The 19,099-nt window shown below is 65.2% G+C and carries 16 protein-coding genes; 3 read left to right on the forward strand and 13 right to left on the reverse strand.

Annotated features, from left to right (window positions below; all coding sequences use genetic code 11):
- Window positions 1–7: 7 nt before the first annotated feature.
- Window positions 8–460, reverse strand: a complete 453-nt coding sequence (locus ACFPME_RS12370; RefSeq protein ID WP_377305727.1) for a MarR family winged helix-turn-helix transcriptional regulator — start codon at window positions 458–460, stop codon at window positions 8–10.
- A gap of 64 nt (window positions 461–524) precedes the next feature.
- Between ACFPME_RS12370 and ACFPME_RS12375 the strand changes: the two genes are divergently transcribed.
- Complete coding sequence (locus tag ACFPME_RS12375) at window positions 525–1,052, forward strand: O-acetyl-ADP-ribose deacetylase (protein ID WP_377305730.1); 528 nt, start codon at window positions 525–527, stop codon at window positions 1,050–1,052.
- An 80-nt stretch (window positions 1,053–1,132) separates the two neighbouring features.
- On the opposite strand, the gene ACFPME_RS12380 is transcribed toward ACFPME_RS12375, so the two are convergent.
- The 11 genes from ACFPME_RS12380 to ACFPME_RS12430 form a co-directional block, all read right to left on the reverse strand.
- On the reverse strand, window positions 1,133–2,818 hold the full coding sequence (locus tag ACFPME_RS12380) for a BatD family protein (RefSeq protein WP_377305732.1): 1,686 nt from the start codon (window positions 2,816–2,818) through the stop codon (window positions 1,133–1,135).
- Window positions 2,815–4,695, reverse strand: coding sequence for a tetratricopeptide repeat protein (locus tag ACFPME_RS12385; RefSeq protein ID WP_377305734.1), 1,881 nt, complete (start codon window positions 4,693–4,695; stop codon window positions 2,815–2,817). Before ACFPME_RS12385 ends, ACFPME_RS12380 begins: the two co-directional genes overlap by 4 nt.
- Entirely contained in the window at window positions 4,692–5,678 is a 987-nt protein-coding gene (locus tag ACFPME_RS12390; protein ID WP_377305736.1) for a VWA domain-containing protein, read from the reverse strand. Before ACFPME_RS12390 ends, ACFPME_RS12385 begins: the two co-directional genes overlap by 4 nt.
- Window positions 5,671–6,201, reverse strand: coding sequence for a DUF4381 family protein (locus tag ACFPME_RS12395; RefSeq protein WP_377305738.1), 531 nt, complete (start codon window positions 6,199–6,201; stop codon window positions 5,671–5,673). The genes ACFPME_RS12390 and ACFPME_RS12395 overlap by 8 nt, the downstream gene beginning before the upstream one ends.
- Window positions 6,198–7,133: a DUF58 domain-containing protein gene (locus ACFPME_RS12400; protein ID WP_377305740.1), complete on the reverse strand. Its 936-nt coding sequence runs from the start codon at window positions 7,131–7,133 to the stop codon at window positions 6,198–6,200. Before ACFPME_RS12400 ends, ACFPME_RS12395 begins: the two co-directional genes overlap by 4 nt.
- Window positions 7,130–8,125, reverse strand: a complete 996-nt coding sequence (locus tag ACFPME_RS12405; RefSeq protein ID WP_377305742.1) for an AAA family ATPase — start codon at window positions 8,123–8,125, stop codon at window positions 7,130–7,132. The genes ACFPME_RS12400 and ACFPME_RS12405 overlap by 4 nt, the downstream gene beginning before the upstream one ends.
- A gap of 689 nt (window positions 8,126–8,814) precedes the next feature.
- Window positions 8,815–10,956, reverse strand: coding sequence for a type IV pilus secretin PilQ (pilQ, locus tag ACFPME_RS12410; RefSeq protein WP_377305744.1), 2,142 nt, complete (start codon window positions 10,954–10,956; stop codon window positions 8,815–8,817).
- Between the two features lie 55 nt (window positions 10,957–11,011).
- On the reverse strand, window positions 11,012–11,554 hold the full coding sequence (locus tag ACFPME_RS12415) for a pilus assembly protein PilP (RefSeq protein WP_377305746.1): 543 nt from the start codon (window positions 11,552–11,554) through the stop codon (window positions 11,012–11,014).
- Window positions 11,551–12,195, reverse strand: a complete 645-nt coding sequence (locus tag ACFPME_RS12420; RefSeq protein WP_377305748.1) for a type IV pilus inner membrane component PilO — start codon at window positions 12,193–12,195, stop codon at window positions 11,551–11,553. Before ACFPME_RS12420 ends, ACFPME_RS12415 begins: the two co-directional genes overlap by 4 nt.
- Window positions 12,192–12,932, reverse strand: coding sequence for a PilN domain-containing protein (locus ACFPME_RS12425; protein WP_377305750.1), 741 nt, complete (start codon window positions 12,930–12,932; stop codon window positions 12,192–12,194). Before ACFPME_RS12425 ends, ACFPME_RS12420 begins: the two co-directional genes overlap by 4 nt.
- Window positions 12,932–13,990: a pilus assembly protein PilM gene (locus ACFPME_RS12430; RefSeq protein WP_377305752.1), complete on the reverse strand. Its 1,059-nt coding sequence runs from the start codon at window positions 13,988–13,990 to the stop codon at window positions 12,932–12,934. Before ACFPME_RS12430 ends, ACFPME_RS12425 begins: the two co-directional genes overlap by 1 nt.
- 252 nt (window positions 13,991–14,242) lie before the next feature.
- Between ACFPME_RS12430 and ACFPME_RS12435 the strand changes: the two genes are divergently transcribed.
- On the forward strand, window positions 14,243–16,768 hold the full coding sequence (locus tag ACFPME_RS12435; protein WP_377305754.1) for a penicillin-binding protein 1A: 2,526 nt from the start codon (window positions 14,243–14,245) through the stop codon (window positions 16,766–16,768).
- Between the two features lie 65 nt (window positions 16,769–16,833).
- Window positions 16,834–17,505: a hypothetical protein gene (locus tag ACFPME_RS12440; RefSeq protein WP_377305756.1), complete on the forward strand. Its 672-nt coding sequence runs from the start codon at window positions 16,834–16,836 to the stop codon at window positions 17,503–17,505.
- Between the two features lie 70 nt (window positions 17,506–17,575).
- Here ACFPME_RS12440 and ACFPME_RS12445 read toward each other — a convergent pair whose 3' ends face one another.
- Window positions 17,576–18,871 carry a citrate synthase gene (locus ACFPME_RS12445; protein WP_377305758.1) on the reverse strand — a complete coding sequence of 432 codons (1,296 nt, stop codon included), beginning with the start codon at window positions 18,869–18,871 and terminating at the stop codon, window positions 17,576–17,578.
- Window positions 18,872–19,099: the final 228 nt, after the last annotated feature.

A 19,099-nucleotide genomic window follows, 5' to 3' on the forward strand; every position in this document is an offset into this window, starting at 1 on the left:
GCGAAACTCAGGGCGTGCCGTCGTCCTGTTCCAGTGCGAGCAGGTTGTCCTTGATCCGGCTGATCACCGCCAAGGCCTGCTGCAGTTCATCGTGATCGATGCCGCGCGTGGCGTCCTTGCGCAGATCGCGCGCGATCAGCTCCATGTCGCCCACGATCACCTGCGCCTGCTCGGTGGTGTACAACCGCCACGCACGACGATCCTTCGGGTCTGGCCGGCGTTCGACGAACCCCGCCGCCTGCAACCTGTCGATTACCCGGCCCACCGCGATCGGTTCCATCTCCAGAAACTCTGCCAGCTCGGTTTGCCGCAAGCCTTCGCGGTGGTACAACATCTTGGTTGCGCGCCATTGCGCGCGGGTCAGGCCGAACTTCACCGCGCGCCGATCGAAATGCTTGCGGAACAGCAAGGTCACATCGCCGAGCAGGTAGCCGAAGGAAATGTCTTCCGTTTTCGCCATGACCCGTTGCCACCTCCCCACTGGATGCCTGTCCGAAGCATAGGACGCCACTCTTCGCGAAGCCATGCCCCTGAAGATCATCACCGCCGACATCACCAGACTGCGCGTGGACGCCATCGTCAACGCGGCCAACCCGAGCCTGCTCGGCGGCGGTGGCGTGGACGGCGCCATCCATCGCGCAGCCGGTCCCCGCCTGCTGGAAGCCTGCCGGGCGCTTCCCGAATCATCGCCGGGCGTGCGTTGTCCGACCGGCGAGGCGCGCATCACGCCAGGTTTCGCGCTGCCCGCGCGCCATGTCATCCATACGGTGGGACCGGTCTGGCACGGCGGCACTTCGGGTGAAGCGCAGCTGCTTGCGAGTTGCTATCGCAACACGCTGGGCCTGCTGCGCGAACAGCGACTGGGCACGATCGCGTTTCCCGCGATCAGTTGCGGCATTTACGGCTACCCGCCGGCAAGAGCCGCCCAGTTGGCCGTGACCACGTTGCGCGTCGAGCTTGCCGGCGATGATTCATCGGACGTGATCTTGTGCTGCTTCAGCGATGACATGCGCGCGGTTTTCCAGCGGGCACTGGACGCATCGGCGGCGTAGCGACAGGCACGGCACGCTCCGACTTGGTTCGCTTGCGCGAACCGCGCTCAGCGCGACGCTGGAAGGCATGTGTTTGCCCGCTACTCGTGCAGCTTGAACGGATACAGCGGCGGCAGGGCCGAAGGGTCATGTCCGCCATCGACCGTACGCCAGACGAAGCCGCGCTTGAATGCGTCCGCCAATTTCGCGCCGTCATCGGCGGTCGGCGCAGCGGCGTAATGGCGCTGTTGCAGCCTGGCGATCGCGGCACGTTGCTCCGCATCGTCCAGCGCCGCCGCCAATTCGCCCAAGTGCTGGATCGCCGGCCGTTCCGTCCGCGCCCAGTTCAGCAGGCTGTGCGCCTGCGCCGCCGCGTTGCCGCTGCGCGCTGCAGCGACGAAGGCGAGCTGGCCTTGGCGCGACGTCGTTGAACCGTCTTTCGGCACCGTCCGCGGCAGCGCGCGCCGACGTCGGCGCCACCACCAGGCGAGCATGCTGCACAACCACAGGCCGATGCTGCCCAGCGCGATCCAACGCCATGGCGTGGACGGCGCCGCGGCCGCCGGTACAATCGCGGCCCCGCTCGATGTCGGAGCCGGTACGGACGTCTGGACGGCCGCACTGCCGACCGCCGGCAGCACGGTCACCTGATGCGCCGGAATCTGCGCCACGTCCATCCGATCGGTCAGCACATTCCACCATTTCAGGGTGGTTGCCGGGATGGTCAGCGTGCCGGCGCGCTCGGGCACCACCGCAAACGTCTGCTGGCGTCGGCCGGCCAGCCACGGGCCATCCTGGCGCGTGCCGACAACGGGCTTGTCCGGGTACGCCTTGGCACCATCCAGCGGCGGCAGGCTCAGCGCTGGCAGCGATTCATACGCCAGGCCCGTCGCCTGCAGCGTCATGGTGAGATTCAACGGCTGCCCAACCCGCACCTGATCCTGCGCGCCCGGCCAGCCATCCATGGTCAGGCTTAGCTGGCGCGCCGGCAGCCACGCACTCTTGCCCCAGTCGGCAGGGGTCGCCCGCACGTCGATCGATATCGCCGGCGCGCTGGCCGACACCGGCGTGCTGGAACCGAAGAAGCTGTTGGGATCGTTCGGATCGATGGCCTCGCCCTGGAAGTCCACGGCAGGAATCTCGACGCGTCCGGCGTGCTGCGGGATCAACGCATAGCGCCGCTCCAGCACGTGATAGGTCCGCCCGCCACGCTCGGCGTCGTAGTTGAGGTCATTGCCGACCTGGCTCACTTCCACCCCATCGAGCTGGGGCGCACTCAAGGCGCCGTTACTGATGCTGGTGGCGTAGTACAGCCTGGTCACGTAGCTCAGTTGCTGGCCCACATAGCCGCGCTGCGGTTCTACCTGCGCCTCCATGAAAACATCCCGGTTGGTCGCCGTCGCCGCATTCGGGTCCGGTGCGATCACCTGCAACTGCAGCGGTTGCGTCTGGCCGCCGGCGATGTGCAGCGAGGGAATTTGCAGCGCACCGACGTGCTTCGGACGCAGCGCCACGCCGAACGTCAGGCTCGACGTGGCCGCGCCGTTCACGACGCTGAGGCTGCTGTTCTGCGAGGTACCGAGAATGCTGAAATCCTGGTCCAACGCGCTCAGATCCGGCATGGCCATTCCGCCGCTGGCGTTTTCCACGCGCAGGTTGAGCGTCACCGTTTCGCCCAGCTGCACGCTGCTGCGGTCCAGCGTCGCCTGTACGTCGGTTGCCCGCGCCAGGGCTGGAGCCAACAGCAACAGCATCCACCATCCGATGATCAGTCGTCGAACCGTCACGGTTGCTCGTCCTCGCTCGGCGCGCCACCGTGGCGCTGTTGATATTCCAGCTCGAACTTGCGCCGCAACAAGGCGCCGGGATCATCCGGCACGCGTTGCAGCGCGTGCTGCAGGTCCGCTGGCAACTTCGCCTGCGGGTCGTCCTTCGCCAGCGTGCCGAGCTGATGCGTCTGCGGTTTGTCTGCTGCCTTGGACAACGCCTGGTCCATCTGCTGCTTCAACGCCTGCTGCGCCTGTTCCGCCTTCGCCTGCTGTTCGGCCTGTTGTTGTGCGGTCTGCGGCTGGGGCTGATCGCCGGCCTGGTGCTTGCCGGAGCGATCCTGCTCCGACGAACGCTGCCCGGACTGATCCTGCGGTTTGCCATGCTGGCCCGGCTGTTCGGTTGGCTTGGCGCCCGCTTGTGCGGATGGCTGATCCTTGGAGTCCGACTTGCCACCTTTGCCCTGATCACCGGCCGAAGAGGATGGCCCCTGACCGCCGTTGTGGCCCTCATGCTTCTTCTGATCGGATGACTGCTGCCGACGCAACCAGTCTTCCACCGCCTTGCGATTGGCCTTGGCGTCGGCGTTGGCCGGATCGAGTTTCAGTGCACGGTCGTAGGCCGCGATCGCCTGCTGGTACTCGCCTTGCATGGCCAGCGTGTTGCCGAGGTTGTACGTCGCATCGGCGCCGGGCGCCTGCTGCAACGCCTGCTTCGCGGCGGCATAGTCGCCCGCGCGATAGGCGGCTGCGCCGCGCCAGGCCGGATCGCGCGCCAGCTGTTGCGCCTGCTTCGCGCGCCCTTCGCGCAAGGCCCGTGCCGCCTGCTGATCGGGCCGTTGCCACAGGTCGTGCCACGTCGTCGCCTGGGCCGGGGCCGGCAACAGCGGCAGCATGATCAGCGGCAGCAGCAACAACCAGCCGCGACGGAAGGCCAGTGCCACGATCAGCAGCAGCGGCAGCAGCAACCATGGGCCACGATCCTGCCATTCGTCACCCAGCTGACCGCTGGCCACGGCTGCCGGCGCAATGCGAAGCTGCGAGTGCAGCGCGTCGATATCCCGGTGATCCGCCGTCATCGCCACATAGCGACCGCCGCCGGCCGCGGCCAGCGCAGCCAATGCGGCATCGTCACGCCGAGCCAGCGCGATGTCACCTTGCGCATCGCGCAGAAAGCCGCCATCGGGCAACGGCACCGGCCCACCCTGCGGCGTACCCACGCCGAGCACCGACACCTGTACGCCAGCCGCGTTGGCCTTGCGTGCGGCGGCGACGGCGGTGGCGTCGGCGTGGTCGGTGACCAGTACCAGCGAGCCGCCGCTGGCCTTGGCATCGTGGATCAGAGCGACGCCACGATCGATCGCCAGCGCGGCGTTGTCGCCATCGAGCGGCATCGTGTCGGGTGCGAGCGCGTCAAGCAGGTCGTTGAGGCTGCCCGCATCGGAAGTCAGCGGAGCCACCACGAACGCTTCGCCGGCGTAAGCGATCAGTGCATTGAGCCCGTCGCGATTGGAGACCAGCAGATCGCGTACCTTGTAGCGGACACGATCGAGCCGGCTGGGCGCCACGTCGCGCGCCAGCATGTGCTGCGACAGCGAAATCGCCACCACCTGCGCCGCGCGGCTCGCGTACAACGGCTGGCTGACCCGGCTCCAGCTCGGTCCGGCCAATGCCAGCGCACACAGGGTCCAGCCCAGCGTGAACAACCATACGGGCAACTGGCGATTGCCGGCGCGGCCATGCAACAGGTGCGGCAGCAACTGCGCATCGACCAGCCGCGACAACTCCAGCATCGCCGCGGTACGGCGCGTACCCAGCCAGTATAGCCATGGCATCGGCACGAGCGCCAGCAACCACCATGGCCGCAGGAAATGAAACTGCTGCAGCATGTCGCTCATGCAGATCGCCCCGAGGCACGGGCGAAGCGACGCGGCGCGATCGCCAGCAACAACAACGCGGCCGCCGCCAGCAACGGCCAGCGGAACAGCTCGTGTCGCGGGCGCAGGGTCGGGCCAGTTTGCGGCATCGGTTCCAGCGCATCGATCGCGCGATAGGCATCGGCCAGTTCGCCGCTGTCGGTGGCGCGGAAGAAGCGCCCGCCGGTTTGTGTGGCGATGCTGCTCAGCATGTCGGCATCCAGATCCGCCGAGGGGTTGACCAGCTGACTGCCGAAAAATCCCGGTACGCGCATCCGCGTGGCACCGATGCCGATGGTGTAGATGCGCACACCGGCCGCCTTGGCGGCGCGAGCCGCCTCGCGCGGCGCAATGTTGCCGGCGTTGTTGACGCCGTCGGTAAGCAGAACCAGCACGCGCGCCTGTTGGGGCAGGGCCGCCAGGCGCTTCACCGCCACCGCAATCGCATCGCCGATGGCCGTTTCGGTTCCAGCCAGGCCCACTGCTGCGCCCTGCAACTGCGCGCGTACCGCCGATAGATCGTAGGTCAGCGGCGTCACCAGGAACGCCTGGCTGCCGAACAGGATCAATCCCATTTCGTCGCCGTTGCGACGCGCGATGAAATCACCGGCAATCGCTTCCACCGCGCCGAAACGGCTGACCGACTGGCCAGCCAGCTGCATGTCGTCGGTGCGCATGCTGCCGGACAGATCCACCGCCAGCATCAATGCGCGACCGCTGCGTTGCTGCGCTTGCGGGGGTCCGACCCATTGCGGTCGCGCAGCCGCCGTCACCAGGCACAACCAGGCCAGGATCGACAACCAGGACACGATGCCGCGCGTGGCGCCGCCTTTCGCTGAGGTCAAGGGCAGACCCGGCTGCGGCAGGTATAAGGCCTGGCCGGGTGCGGCCGGACGCAACCAGCGGCGCAGCAGCCACGGCAGCGGCAGTGCCAGGATCATCCAGGGCCACGCGAACTCAGGCATCGGCGCGCACCACGGCTGTCCGCTTCCACGCGGCCGGCTTCACGGCCCAGCGCAGCCATTCCCGCACGGCCGCGACGGCGGCCACGGCGTTGAACGAAGCCTGCGGGCGGTAGATTTGCTGATCCAGGGCCAGCAGGACATCCAGTGTGCCGGCATCGACGGGCATACGCGCCAGCGTCTGTCGCCACGCATCGCCGCGCTGCGTCGTGGCCAGCGTGTCAACTCGCCGCGCCACTCGACGCAGCAACTGGTGCAATCCGCTCGCCAGCGCCGCGGCGTCGTTGTCCCGCCGATGCCGCAGCGCGAGCTGATCGAGTTCGAGCAAGATTTGCTGTCGTTGACGCCGCACCCGTCCGTACCGCCGCCACAGCCATGCACCGAGCAGAAGCGCAAGCAATGCTGCCGCCGCGAGCATCCACCAGCCCGGTGCGGGCGGCCACCATGCCGGATCCGGCGGCAGGTGAATGTCGCGCAGGCTGGGGCCGAGCGGCGAAGGGGTGGCGGGCGGGGCGGGGGCGATCATCGGCTGGCCCTCGCGGCGCCGAACAACGCGGTGATCGCATCGAGTGGCTCGGCAGCCGTATCGATGCTGGCGCAGCGTAATCCGAGCGATTTCGTCAGTTCGCCGAGCCGCGCCGGGCCGGCGCCCAGCGCGCGCTGGAATTCGCTGCGCTGGCGCTCGGACTGCAGCTGCACTTCGCAGCGCTCGCCGGCATATTCAAGCGGGTAGCGCCCCGGCGGCGCCGGCGACAGCTCCAGGGTATCGGCGACCACCAGCACGCTGACTCCGGCGTGACGCGTCAGACCGAGCAGACGCTGGCGGGCCTGCGTGTCGCAGCTGAACCCGTCACTGATCAGCAAGACGCGGCTGGCGCCGTGCAGCACACGGCTGGCACGCATCAACGCATCCGACAGCGGCTCGGCCTTGCCGGATGCGGCTTGTGCGTCCCACGCGGCCAAGGCCCCGCAGACCGCAAGTGCCCCGCGCGCGCCTGCCTGCGGACGCAACAGCTGCTCGGCGTGGCCGAAGGCCATCACTCCGACCCGCTCGCCGGCACGCGCCGCATACCATGCGGCTACGGCCGCCGAGCGCGCTGCCTGCACCGACTTGAACCGCACCCGCGTACCAAAACGCATGCTGGCGTGGGTATCCAGCACGATCAGCAGGCAGCCTTCGCGGTCTTCCTGGAACAGCTTGGTATGCAGCTTGCCGCTGCGCGCGGTAAGCCGCCAGTCGAGCCGGCGCACGTCGTCGCCGGCCTGGTAGACGCGCGATTCGGCGTAGTCCATGCCGCGGCCGTATAGACGGCTGGACTGCTGGCCGCCGCGCGCCGCGCGACTCATCTGCGGCGCCACGCGCACGCGGCCAATCCGCTCCCGCAATGCGATCAGTTCGGCCAGCGAAACCCGGCTGCAACCATCGCCATCCGTTCGATGTGGCAGAGCGACATTCACGGCAGCGGCACGAGGTCCAGCAGACGATCGATCACCTTGTCGGGACGTATGCCTTCGGCTTCCGCTTCATAGCTGAGCAGCACCCGATGGCGCAGCACTTCATGGGCGATCCCATGCACATCCTCGGGCAATACGTAATCACGACCGGCCAGCCACGCCTTGGCGCGCGAGCAGCGATCCAGCGCAATGGTGGCGCGCGGACTGCCGCCCCATGCGATCCAGCGCTTGAGCTCCGCGCCATAGCGCCCGGCATCGCGTGTGGCCAGCACCAGCTGGGTCAGGTATTCCTCGAGTGCGGGTGCCATGTGCACCGCCATCGCCGCGTCGCGCGCTGCAAACACATCGGCCTGGCTCAATAGCGCTGGCGGGGTGGCTGCCGGATGTGCGCGGCGACCAGCCTGCTCCCGGGCGAGCTTGAGGATCGCCAGTTCCGCCACTGCATCCGGATAGCCGATCGTCACGTGCATCAGGAAGCGATCGAGCTGCGCCTCCGGCAGGGTGAATGTGCCTTCCTGCTCGATCGGATTCTGGGTCGCCATCACCATGAACAACTCGGGCAGCTGCCACGTACTGCGACCCACCGTGATCTGCCGCTCCGCCATCGCCTCCAGCAAGGCCGACTGCACCTTGGCCGGTGCGCGATTGATCTCGTCGGCCAGCACGATGTTGTGAAATAGCGGCCCCCGTTCGAATTCGAAGCTGCCGGACTGGGGACGGAACACATCGGTACCGGTGAGGTCCGCCGGCAACAGGTCGGGAGTGAACTGCACCCGATGGAAATCGGCCTCGATGCGCGCCGCCAATGCCTTGACCGCCGTGGTCTTCGCCAGCCCCGGCGCGCCCTCCACCAGCAGGTGGCCATCGGCCAGCAACGCCACCAGCAGACAGTCGATCAGATGAGGCTGGCCGATGATGCAGCGTTGCAGGTCGTCGCGCAATTGCACGAAGGAGCACTGCAGGCGGCTCAGCGATGGGGCTTCTGGCATATCCATGATGGGTTCCGTTCTAGGCGTGACTCAAGCCGCACAGCAGCCGCACGAAGCAGCATCGGCGGATCAGGCAGCGAGCTACAGACCGTCAACGGCGCCAGAAGTTTAATGCGGCGTGCAAAGCAACACCGATCGGGCCGGGAGCCGGAATGCTCCGCCCCTCCCCCACCACCGTACGTGCGGTTTCGCATACGGCGGTTCACGAGTGACGCTGGAGGTGTTCGCAGGTGTCGAGCATTTCACCTGGTCGAAGGACACTTTCGGGAGAGCCCGATTCATAGGGCTGACACCGCTGCTGCTGAAAACGCCATGGATGGCGTGAATGCAGAAAGTGAAAGAGCATTCTTCTGCCTTCTCGCTCCGCCTTCCAGCGTCGCCCTTTCAGGCATGAGGCGAGATCTCCCCAGGTGTGACGCACCTGCCCTTCCGCTCATGCCTGTCGGATCTACGCCACGTCGTCCCATGCGCATACTGGGCTTTGGCCCTCTCGGCTGCCCCACTCCAACATGTCGCCTCGTATCCGCTTCCTGTTCGTCATGCCAGTGCTCTGCTTCCAGCTTCCTCCAGACACCCAGTCAGCCGACAAGCCTGCCTTTCGCCAATCCTTCCCCTTGCCGGATGGATAGCGGACTTTCACCACCAAGAAAAAGGCGGCCGAAGCCGCCTCTCTCCATCTTGCTGTGTTGCAAACCCTACTGCAGCGTGTCGCTGAGGATGCGCGGCGTCACGAAAATCAGCAGCTCGGCCTTGGTGTTGGTTCGCGAGGTATTGCGGAACAGCGCGCCGATACCGGGAATGTCGCCCAGGCCGGGCACCTTGGATATCGTGTTGGACTTGTTGACTTCGTAGATGCCGCCCAGCACCACCGTCTGACCATTGTCGACCAGCACCGAGGTGTTGATCTCGCGGGTGTCGATGGTGGGAATCTTGCCGCTACCCGGGGCATCCACGTAACCAGCCAGCGCATCCTTCTTGACGTTGATCATCAGGTAGACGCGGTTGTCGGCAGTGATCGTCGGGGTCACCTTCAGTTCCAGCACGGCGTCCTTGAACTGCACCGTGGCGGTGCCGCTACCGGCACCGCTGCCGGCGCTGTTCTGGAACGTCACGTAGCCGATTTCCTGGCCCTGGCGGATCACCGCTTCCTGCTGATTGGCGGTGATGACGCGTGGGCTGGAGATCACTTCGCCACGGCCTTCGGTTTGTGCCGCGGAGAGTTCGAGATCGATCGCGTAGTTGGCGCCGAGAATGGCCAGACCAAAGTTGCTGGTGGCGGCGCCGACCGGCAGGTTCACGTTGAGGCCACCCGAGGTCACGTTGCCGCCACCGAGACCGGCAGTCAAGGCCGGTGTAGCCGTGGCGGCATTCTGGAACTCAGTGTTGTTGACCCGGCCGCTAACACCAAACTTGGCCCCCAGCTCGCGGGTGAAGTCATCCGTCGCGACCACGATGCGCGATTCGATCAGCACCTGCTGTACCGGCTTGTCCAGTACCGCGATCAGGTCACGCAGTTGCTTGATCTTCTCCGGCGTGTCGTTGAGAAGAAGCGTGTTGGTCCGCTCGTCGAACGACACGCTGCCACGCGGCGACAGGAATCCACGCTGGGTGTTGGCGCCGCCACCGCCACCGCCACCCTGCATGCTGCCGCTGGTCAGCAGCTTGGCGATGTCCGCGGCCTTGCCGTAACTGATCGGCACGTAGTCGGTGACCAGTTCGGCGGTGTCCAGTGCCTTCAGCTTGGCATCGGCCAGGTCCTGTTCGTACTTGGCCAGCTCCGACTGCGGCGCGACCCATACCACGTTGCCATTGCGACGCATGTCAAGGCTTTTGGCGCGCAGGATCACGTCCAGCGCCTGATCCCACGGCACGTTGACCAGCCGCAGCGTGACACTGCCGCCGACGCTGTCCGAGGCGACCAGATTGAGGCCGGAGATGTCCGCGATCAATTGCAGTGCCGAGCGTACCGGGATGTCCTGGAAGTTGAAGGTGACGCGCTTGCCGTTGTAGCTCGGCTCCTTGCCCAGCTTGGCCAGCTTGTCATCCTTGGCGCCGGCTTTCTTCGGCGCCACTTCCACCACGTACTGGTCTGCCGTCTGGTAAGCCGAGGTATCGACACTGCCCTTGACGACGATTTCCATGCGGGCGCCACCGCCGACGCCGGAGCGGGTGACGATGGACTGCACCGGCGTGGCGAAGTCCAGGGTGTCCAGTCGCTGCGCGAGGTTGGCCGGCAGGTTGGCATGATCGATGGTGACCAGCACCTTGTCGCCCTGACGGGTCATCTCCGCGTTCGCGCCACTGCCGCTGAAGCTGATCAGCACACGCCCCTCACCGTTGGGGCCGCGGCGAAAATCGATGTTCGAGATCGCCGGGCCATTGGATGACGACGGCAGCGCCTTGGTGGGATCGATGGTCGAAGCGGTGGTCACGGACTGGTCCGCGCTGCCGTTGTTGATCGTGAGCACCAGGCTGTGACCCTCGACCCGCGTGCGATAGCTCGACTCGCGCATCAGCTCGACGACGACACGGGTACGGCCGCCGGCCGCCACTGCGGATACTCCGGAAGTCGAACCTTTGCCGATGTCCAGATGGCGCGGGGCTGCATTGTCGGTGTCGGCAAAATCGACCGCAATGCGCGGCGGATTGCCGGTGGTGAATATCTTGGGCTGTGGTACCGGGCCGCCACCGAAGTCCATGTGCAGCTCGACGCTGCCGCCGGGCAGCGCGTCGTAGCTGATGTTCTTCAGCGTGGTGTCGGCAGCCATCGCCGAGCTGGCCCAGGTGGTGCCGGCGATCAGCAGGCCCATCAAGATGTAACGGCTCGCATGGCGCATGACACGGCCCCGGAAGGATTGGATTTGGTTGGTCATTGCATCAGCCCCTGTCTACCTATTTCGCGTCAAGCGCGATGCTGGCCGGACGTTCCATCCAGCCACCATTACCGTTGGATACCAGCTCGACCAGGTCAAGATGGTCCTCGCTGATCGCGGTGATATGTCCGTAGTTCTGACCCATGTATTCGTTGACATGGACGCGATGGATCACACCACCGGGATCCTTGATCAACACTTCCATGCCCGCCCCGACGCCGACCGTGCCGACCATCTTGAGGCTGTCCAGCGCGAACATCTCCAGCGGCTGCTTGGCGCGGTTGGCATCCGGACGCGGGCCGCTGGTGGCGGCGTTGGTCTGCAGTTCGGCCGTACTCGGGCTGAACGGATCGCGCTGATCCTGGTCGTCGTACTTGAACGTCTCGAACGTCTTGATCACCGGCAACGGCTGGATCGGCGCACCCTTCTTGGCTTTCTCCTGCGCTACCCAACCGCGCAGGTCGGACATGCCGCGCGTGCAGCCACCGAGTACCAGCACCGCACCGAGCATCAACAGGAGCCGCGCCGTCCGGGCGGATCCGATGGCGAATTTGTTGCTCATTTCGCACCCCCGGCCTTGCTTGCGGCGGCGGTCTCTTCGTCATCCAGATAGCGGTAGGTCTTGACCGTGCCCTGAAGAACGAGCTGGCCGCCCGAGGCGCCCTCCTTGCCCGGCGTTTTCGGGGTCAGCGAGACATCATGCAGGGTAAGGATCACTACCCGCGGCAGTGAAGCCACGCCGCTGATGAACGTGCCGAACTGGTGGTAGGTACCGGTCAAGCGCAGAGTGATCGGTTTCTCCGCATAGAAGTCCTTCGGGGTTTCCGGCCCGGGCTGGAAAAGGTCGCTCTCCAAGCCCGCAGACTGCGCGGTCTGCGAAATATCGATCAGCAGTTCGGGCATCTCGGTCTTGCTGGGCAACTGGCGCAGCAACTGGCGCAGCATGTCCTGCATCTCGTCGAGCTGCTGCTGCAGTGCTTCCAGATTGACCGATTTGGCCTGCTTGGTCGCGAACTCCTGCTTGAGCTGGTCCTCCTTGCCTGCCAGCGTCTGCAGGCTGTCCTGCTGGTCGCCAACGAAGAAATACCAGCCGATCAACAGAACGAAAGCGCACAGCAGGCCGGTGAAGAACAGCTTGACCGATTGCGGCCAGCCGCCGACGTTGTTGCGGTCGAGATTACGGATATCGTCGAGGAACTTCATGGCGTTGCCCCTCCCGTGACAGCTGCGGCATCCGCCGGCTTGGGCGTCGCTGCGGCGGCCGTGGCGGGCTTGGCCGGGGTCGAGGTAACCGCCTTCGCTACCGCTCCGAGCGCCGGGGGAACAGCCACAGGGACGGCGGTGGAGCTGGCGTTCGCCGGCTGGGCGGGGCTCTTGCCGGCCTGCGTTTCGTCTGTCTTGGGCCGGCTCAGCGTCACATCCAGGCCAAACACGTACGGCATGCGGGTGGCGTCATGGGTGTTTTCGGTCTTGCGCAGATCGGCATGACCCATCCACGGTGAACTCTCGACGTTGCGCATGTACTCGGCGACGCTGGCGTTGGACTGCGCCACGCCATCGAGCGTCATGGATTGACCGCCCTGTTTCAACCCGGTCAGGCGCGCGCTGGAAGGAATCGTCTTCACCAGCTCGTCGAACAGATGCACCATCTGCGAACGATCCGCCTGAAGCTGTTCGATGATCTGCTTGCGCGCCAGCAGATGCTCGCGCACCTTTTCCAGATCCTTGATCTTGGCGATGCGCACGTCGAGTTGCTTGATCTCGGTTTGCAGATAGGTGTTGCGCTCGTTCTGGTTGTCGATGCGCTGGTCCATCCAGAATATCCACAGCAACAACACGCCCAGCGCCACCACGAAGGCAACGACGAGCTGCATATAGAACTCGCGCTCGCGTTGCTTGCGTCGCTCGGCGCGCCACGGAAGTAGATTGACGTGTGCCATCAGTCGAAGCTCCTCAGGGCGAGGCCGACCGCGATCATCAGCGCGGGAGCGTCCTGCGCCAGCGACTGGGCCTGCACGCGGGGCGACAGCGACATGCGCGCCAGCGGATTGGCGACGATGCAGGGAACACCCAGCTGCTCTTCCAGCATCGGGCCGAGCCCTTCGATCGACGCGCAGCCACCGGCCAGGACCACCTGATCCACCTTGCTGTATTCACTGCCCGCGAAGAAGAACTGCAGCAGGCGGCTGATCTGCTGGATCAGCGACTCCTTGAATGGCTCCAGCGCCTCGGTCTCGTACGATTCGGGCAAACCGCCCTTGCGCTTGGCACGCCCGGCCTCTTCATAGGAGAGCCCGAAGCGGCGCATGATCTCGTCGGTCAGCTGCTTGCCGCCGAAGACCTGCTCGCGCGAGTAGATGGTGCGCTGGTTGCGCAGCACCGACAGCGTGGTCATCGTGGCGCCGATATCGACCACCGCCACCAAGGCGTCGCGGCTCACGTTGAGCTGATCGGCGACCATTGCGAAGGCGTTTTCCATCGCGAAGGCCTCGACATCGATCACGCCGGCGGTGAGCCCGCCCAGATCGAGAGCGGCCACACGCATGTCGACGTTCTCGGTGCGCGATGCGGCCAACAGGACGTTGTTCATGTCGGGGTTGTCGCGTACCGGGCCGATGACCTCGTAATCGAGGCTGACTTCATCGATCGGATAAGGGATGTACTGGTTGGCCTCGACTTGTATCTGGCCTTCCAGGTCATCGTCGGACAGGTCGCTGGTCATCGGGATGATGCGGGTGATCACCGCCGACCCGGCCACCGCTGCCGCCGCGTGCTTGAGCTTGGAACCCGAACGGGCCAGGGCTCGACGGATTGCGTCGCCTACCGCCTCGATCTCGACGATGTTCTTCTCGACCACGGCATTGGGCGGCAATGGCTCGACCGCGTAGTGCTCCACGCGATAGCGACCGCCCACTTGACTTAGCTGCAGCAGCTTGACGGCAGTCGAACTGATGTCGACACCAATCAGCGCCGGCTTCTTGGGTGTAAAGAGCCCCACGGTGTTTCCCCCTTGCCGCTGACGCCCGTAGCCAGAATCCTGGCGGGGTGCGCACTGGCATTAAATCGAAAAATTAACGCAATGGCAACGGTCTACGCGAACTTTCTCAAGTGATCCACGTGATGCCCGCCACATTTGCAGGATTACCTTTGCTGGCCCAACTCTTGCTTTGGCGGACCAAGCGTCATGCCCCAAATACTGCTACATCTATACTCTGTCATGTTTTGACTCAGGTCTCGCTATCCCCACACCATGCCCATTTTGAAACGTTTGCTGCGCTGGGCTTTGCTCCTGGCGTTTTCCGGCTTGCTCCTGGCAGTTATCGCGGTTGGCGTGGCGTACTGGCTGATCGCACCCAGGTTGCCCTCGGTGGCGGAACTCAAGGACTACCGCATGCAGGTGCCGTTGCGCGTGCTCAGCGCGGACGGCAAGCTGATGGCGACCTTCGGCGAGACCCGGCGTATCCCGGTCGACATCGAAAACGTGCCTGACCGACTCAAGCATGCGGTGCTGTCCGCTGAAGATGCCGACTTCTATCACCACCCCGGGGTGGACTGGCACGGCATCGCCCGAGCGGGCTGGCACGTCATCGTGACGGGGGGCGACAAGGGCTCTGGCGGTTCGACGATTACCCAGCAGGTCGCCCGCAACTTCTTCCTGAGCCCGGAAAAACTCTACTCGCGCAAGCTCACCGAGATCTTCATCGCCCTGCGCATCGAACATGAGCTGAGCAAGGATCAGATCCTCGAGCTGTATCTCAACAAGATGTTTCTGGGCCATCGCTCGTACGGCGTGGCCGCGGCGGCGGAGTATTACTACGGCAAGACGCTCGATCAGCTGACCGTGGCCGAATGCGCACTGATCGCCTCGACTTTCCAGTTGCCCTCGGCGGTCAACCCGATCAACAACCCCAAGCGCGCAATCGCCCGGCGCAACTGGGTGCTGGGCGAGATGCTGCGGCACGATTACATCACCAAGCCGGTTTATCAGCAGTCGATTGCCGAGCCGAACCATGCCTACCCGCACGAACAGGCGATCGAGGTGGACGCGCCTTATCTGGCGGAGATGGTGCGCCGGCAGGTGCTGGACCGGTTCGGCAACGATGCGCTCACCAGCGGCTACGTGGTCAGGACCACGGTGCAGAGCGGCCGCCAGCAGAAGGCCGTGGAGGCCTTGCGCGATGGCCTGATCGAGTACGACCACCGGCATGGCTGGCGCGGGCCGGAAGCCCACCAGGACCTGCCGGCCAGCGCCGGCCAGACCGAATACGACGCCCTGCTTTCCAGCTATACCGGCGTATCGGGCCTGCAGCCAGGGCTGGTGACAGCCAGCGACGCGAAGCAGGCGACGGTCTATCTGTCCAGCCACGAGAGCGCGATTCTCGATCTTGCCGCCATGAGCTGGGCGCGTCCGCACATCAATGACGACCGCGTCGGCGCCGCGCCGACCCGTGTCGACAGCGTGCTCAAGCGCGGCGACATCATCCGGCTGGCGCGCGACGACAAGGGCGACTGGCAGCTGGCGCAGATCCCCGCCGCGCAGGCCGCGTTGACCTCGATCAATCCTGAGGACGGCTCGATCCAGGCGCTGGTCGGCGGTTTCAATTTCGTGCGCAGCAAGTTCAACCGTGCGGTGATGGCGGCGCGCCAGCCGGGCTCCAGCTTCAAGCCCTATCTGTATTCCGGCGCGTTCGATCGCGGCTTCACCCCGTCATCGATCATCAACGATGCGCCGCTGGCGCTGCCCGACCCCTCGAAGCCGAACGGCATCTGGACGCCATCCAACGACGACGACAAGTTCGCCGGTCCGATGCGTCTGCGGGAAGCGCTGGTGCAGTCGAAGAATCTGGTTTCGGTGCGCCTGCTCGATGCGATCGGCGTGCGCTACATGCGCGAGTACGCCACCCGCTTCGGCTTCTCGCTCGATGCAATCCCGGCCAACCTGTCGATGGCGCTGGGCACCGCCTCGGTCTCGCCGATGAGCATGGCCCGCGGTTACGCGGTATTCGCCAATGGCGGCTATCTGGTCACGCCGTACTTCATCCACGAAATCGACGACCGCAACGGCAAGCCGGTGTATGTGGCGAACCCCGCGCGCGCCTGCCGCAACTGCCAGGAACGCCTGCTCGACAGTGGTCCGCCCGGACCGCCGCCGGCCGACATGACCCCCACTCCAGCCAACAACCTGGTCAACACCGATGGCGCGCCGGCGGAATCGAGCAGTGTCGACGGCGTCGGCGAAGCGGTGCTGCCTGCCGACGTGCATGGCGAAAGCGCGCATCCGCCGGTGCTGGCCCCCCAGGTCATCGAGGTGCGCAACGATTTCCTCATCACGTCGTTGATGAAGGACGTGATCCTCCGCGGCACCGGCTCGGCCGCCCGTGCGCTGGACCGGGCCGATCTGGCCGGCAAGACCGGCTCCACCAATGATCATCGCGACGCCTGGTTCGTCGGTTTCAACGGCGACCTGTCCACCTCGGTATGGGTTGGCTTCGACGACTATTCATCGCTGGGTCACGGCGAGTTCGGCGCCAAGGCGGCGCTGCCGATCTGGATGGATTTCATGGGTAGCGCGCTGAAGGATCAGCCATTGAGCACGTTGCCGATGCCGCCGGGAATCAGTACGGTAACGATCAACCGCCAGAACGGGCTTCCTACCTCCGCGGATGATCCGAACGGAATGAACGAGATGTTCAAGGTGGAAGACATCGACCGGTTGCGCAACCAGGCCGCCCAGCAGAAGGATCAGGATCAGCAGCACGCCTACGACATCTTCTGAACCACCAGGCCGTCGCAGCGATGGTTTTCCCCCTCGCTGCACTGCCGTTTGACGAGGAGCGCGCCATGTCCCGAGGCGAACACCACCGCATCCACGCACATGACCGGCTGCAGCGCAATCGTCTGCGCATTGCCCAGGAGGCAGCCCGCCTGATGAGCGAACACGGCATCCGCGATTTCCATCACGCCAAACTGAAGGCGGCCGAACGGCTCGGCATTGTCGAAACACAGGCGCTGCCGCGCAATCTGGAGATCGAGCAGGCCTTGCGCGAGCATCAGCGGCTGTTCCTGGCCGACAGCCAGCCGCAGCTGCTGCGGCAACGGCGCGAGGCTGCGGTCGAAGCGATGCGCTTTCTAGCCGCGTTCGAGCCGCGCCTGGTTGGCGCTGTGCTGGAGGGCACCGCCGATGCGCACTCGGCGGTATGCCTGCACGTATTCAGCGACGACCCGGAAGCGGTCGGCTTGTATCTGCGCGATCACGGCGTGCCGATCGAGACGCAGGCGCGCAGGTTGCGGAACACGCGCGATGAGCAGCCCGAATACCCGGTGCTTCTGTTCGCCGCCGACGAGCTGCCGTTCGACCTCACCGTGCTGCCGCGCGACGCGCTGCGCCAGGCACCGCTGGATCGAACCGACGACCGTCCGATGCGGCGCGCCACGCTCGCCCAGGTGGAAATGTTGCTGGACGAGGAATCGGACGGGATACTCCGCCAGCGGCTTGGCGCCACCCTGCGTTGAGCCATATCGTCATCGAAAAAAAACCCGGCCTTGGGTGGCCGGGGGTTTTGTACTGCAACGAGTATCTCGATCAGCGCTTCGCGGCCGGCATGTAGTCACGCACGTTGGAGCCCGTATAGATCTGCCGTGGACGTCCGATCCTCGATCCGGGTGTTTCGTGCTGCTCGATCCAGTGCGCGATCCAGCCTGCGGTGCGCGCGATGGCGAACATCACGGTGAACATCTCGGTGGGAATGCCCAGCGCCTTGTAGATGATGCCGGAGTAGAAATCCACGTTCGGATACAGTTTGCGCTCGACGAAGTACTCGTCCTTCAGCGCAGCCTCTTCCAGCTTCATCGCCACTTCCAGCAGCGGGTCGTTGACGCCCAGCTCGGCCAATACCTTGTGGCACATCTCGCGGATTATCTTGGCGCGAGGGTCGAAGTTCTTGTACACGCGATGGCCGAAGCCCATCAGGCGGAAGCTGTCGTTCTTGTCCTTGGCGCGCAGAATCGCCGACTCGACGTTGTCCGGGGTGCCGATCTCTTCCAGCTGCTTGAGCACCGCCTCGTTGGCGCCGCCGTGAGCCGGCCCCCACAACGCGGTGATGCCCGCGGCGATCGACGCATACGGATTGGCGCCGGTCGAACCAACCAGACGCACCGTGGAGGTGGAAGCATTCTGCTCGTGATCGGCATGCAGGATGAACAGCAGATCCAGCGCCTTGGCCGCCACCGGATTCATCTGCAACGGCTCGCTCGGCACCTCGAACATCATGTGCAGGAAGCGATCGACGTACTCCAGGTTGTTGCGCGGATAGCGCAGCGGCCAGCCCACCGAATAGCGGTAGCAGGCAGCGGCAATCGTCGGCATCTTGGCGATCAGGCGGATTGCGGCGAGTTTGCGGTCGGCCGGGTCGTCCACGCTCAGGTCGTCGTGGTAGAACGCCGACAACGAGGCGACCGCCGCGGCCAGCATCGCCATCGGATGCGCGTCGTGATGGAAGCCCTGGAAAAAGTTCTTCAGCGACTCGTGCATCATCGTGTGATGCGAGACGTCGTGCTCGAAGGTCTTGAATTCCTCCGCTTTCGGCAACTCGCCGTTGAGCAGCAGATAAGCCACTTCGAGAAAGCTCGAGTTCGCTGCCAGTTGCTCGATCGGATAGCCGCGATAGAGCAGCACGCCCTGGTCGCCATCGATGTAGGTGATTGCGCTCTTGGTGCTGGCGGTGCTGCCGTAGCCGGGATCGTACGTGAAGTGGCCGGTGTCCTTGTACAGCGTGCCGATGTCGATGCAGGCCGGGCCGAGCGTGCCGCTGATCAGTGGCAACTCACTGCTGCGGTTGCTCGATTCATCCAGCAGCTTGACGATCTTGGGATCGGACACGGGAACCTCCTTCATGTGGGTCACCACCGGCGGCAACCGCGAATGACGGCGCCGTCTGGCGAGGGAATGCTGGCATGCCGGGGGAAAGCATGCGGCGCGACGGACGCCATCGCGCCAGTTCACCAGCCATTATCGCACAAGGCCCAGCCAGCATTCGATGGCGAATGGTCGACGGCCGGACACGAAAACACACGGGGCGAGCATGCGCTCGCCCCGTGTGTTTTCGGA

The sequence above is a fragment of the Rhodanobacter umsongensis genome (assembly GCF_042654965.1).
Taxonomy (GTDB): Bacteria; Pseudomonadota; Gammaproteobacteria; order Xanthomonadales; family Rhodanobacteraceae; genus Rhodanobacter; species Rhodanobacter umsongensis.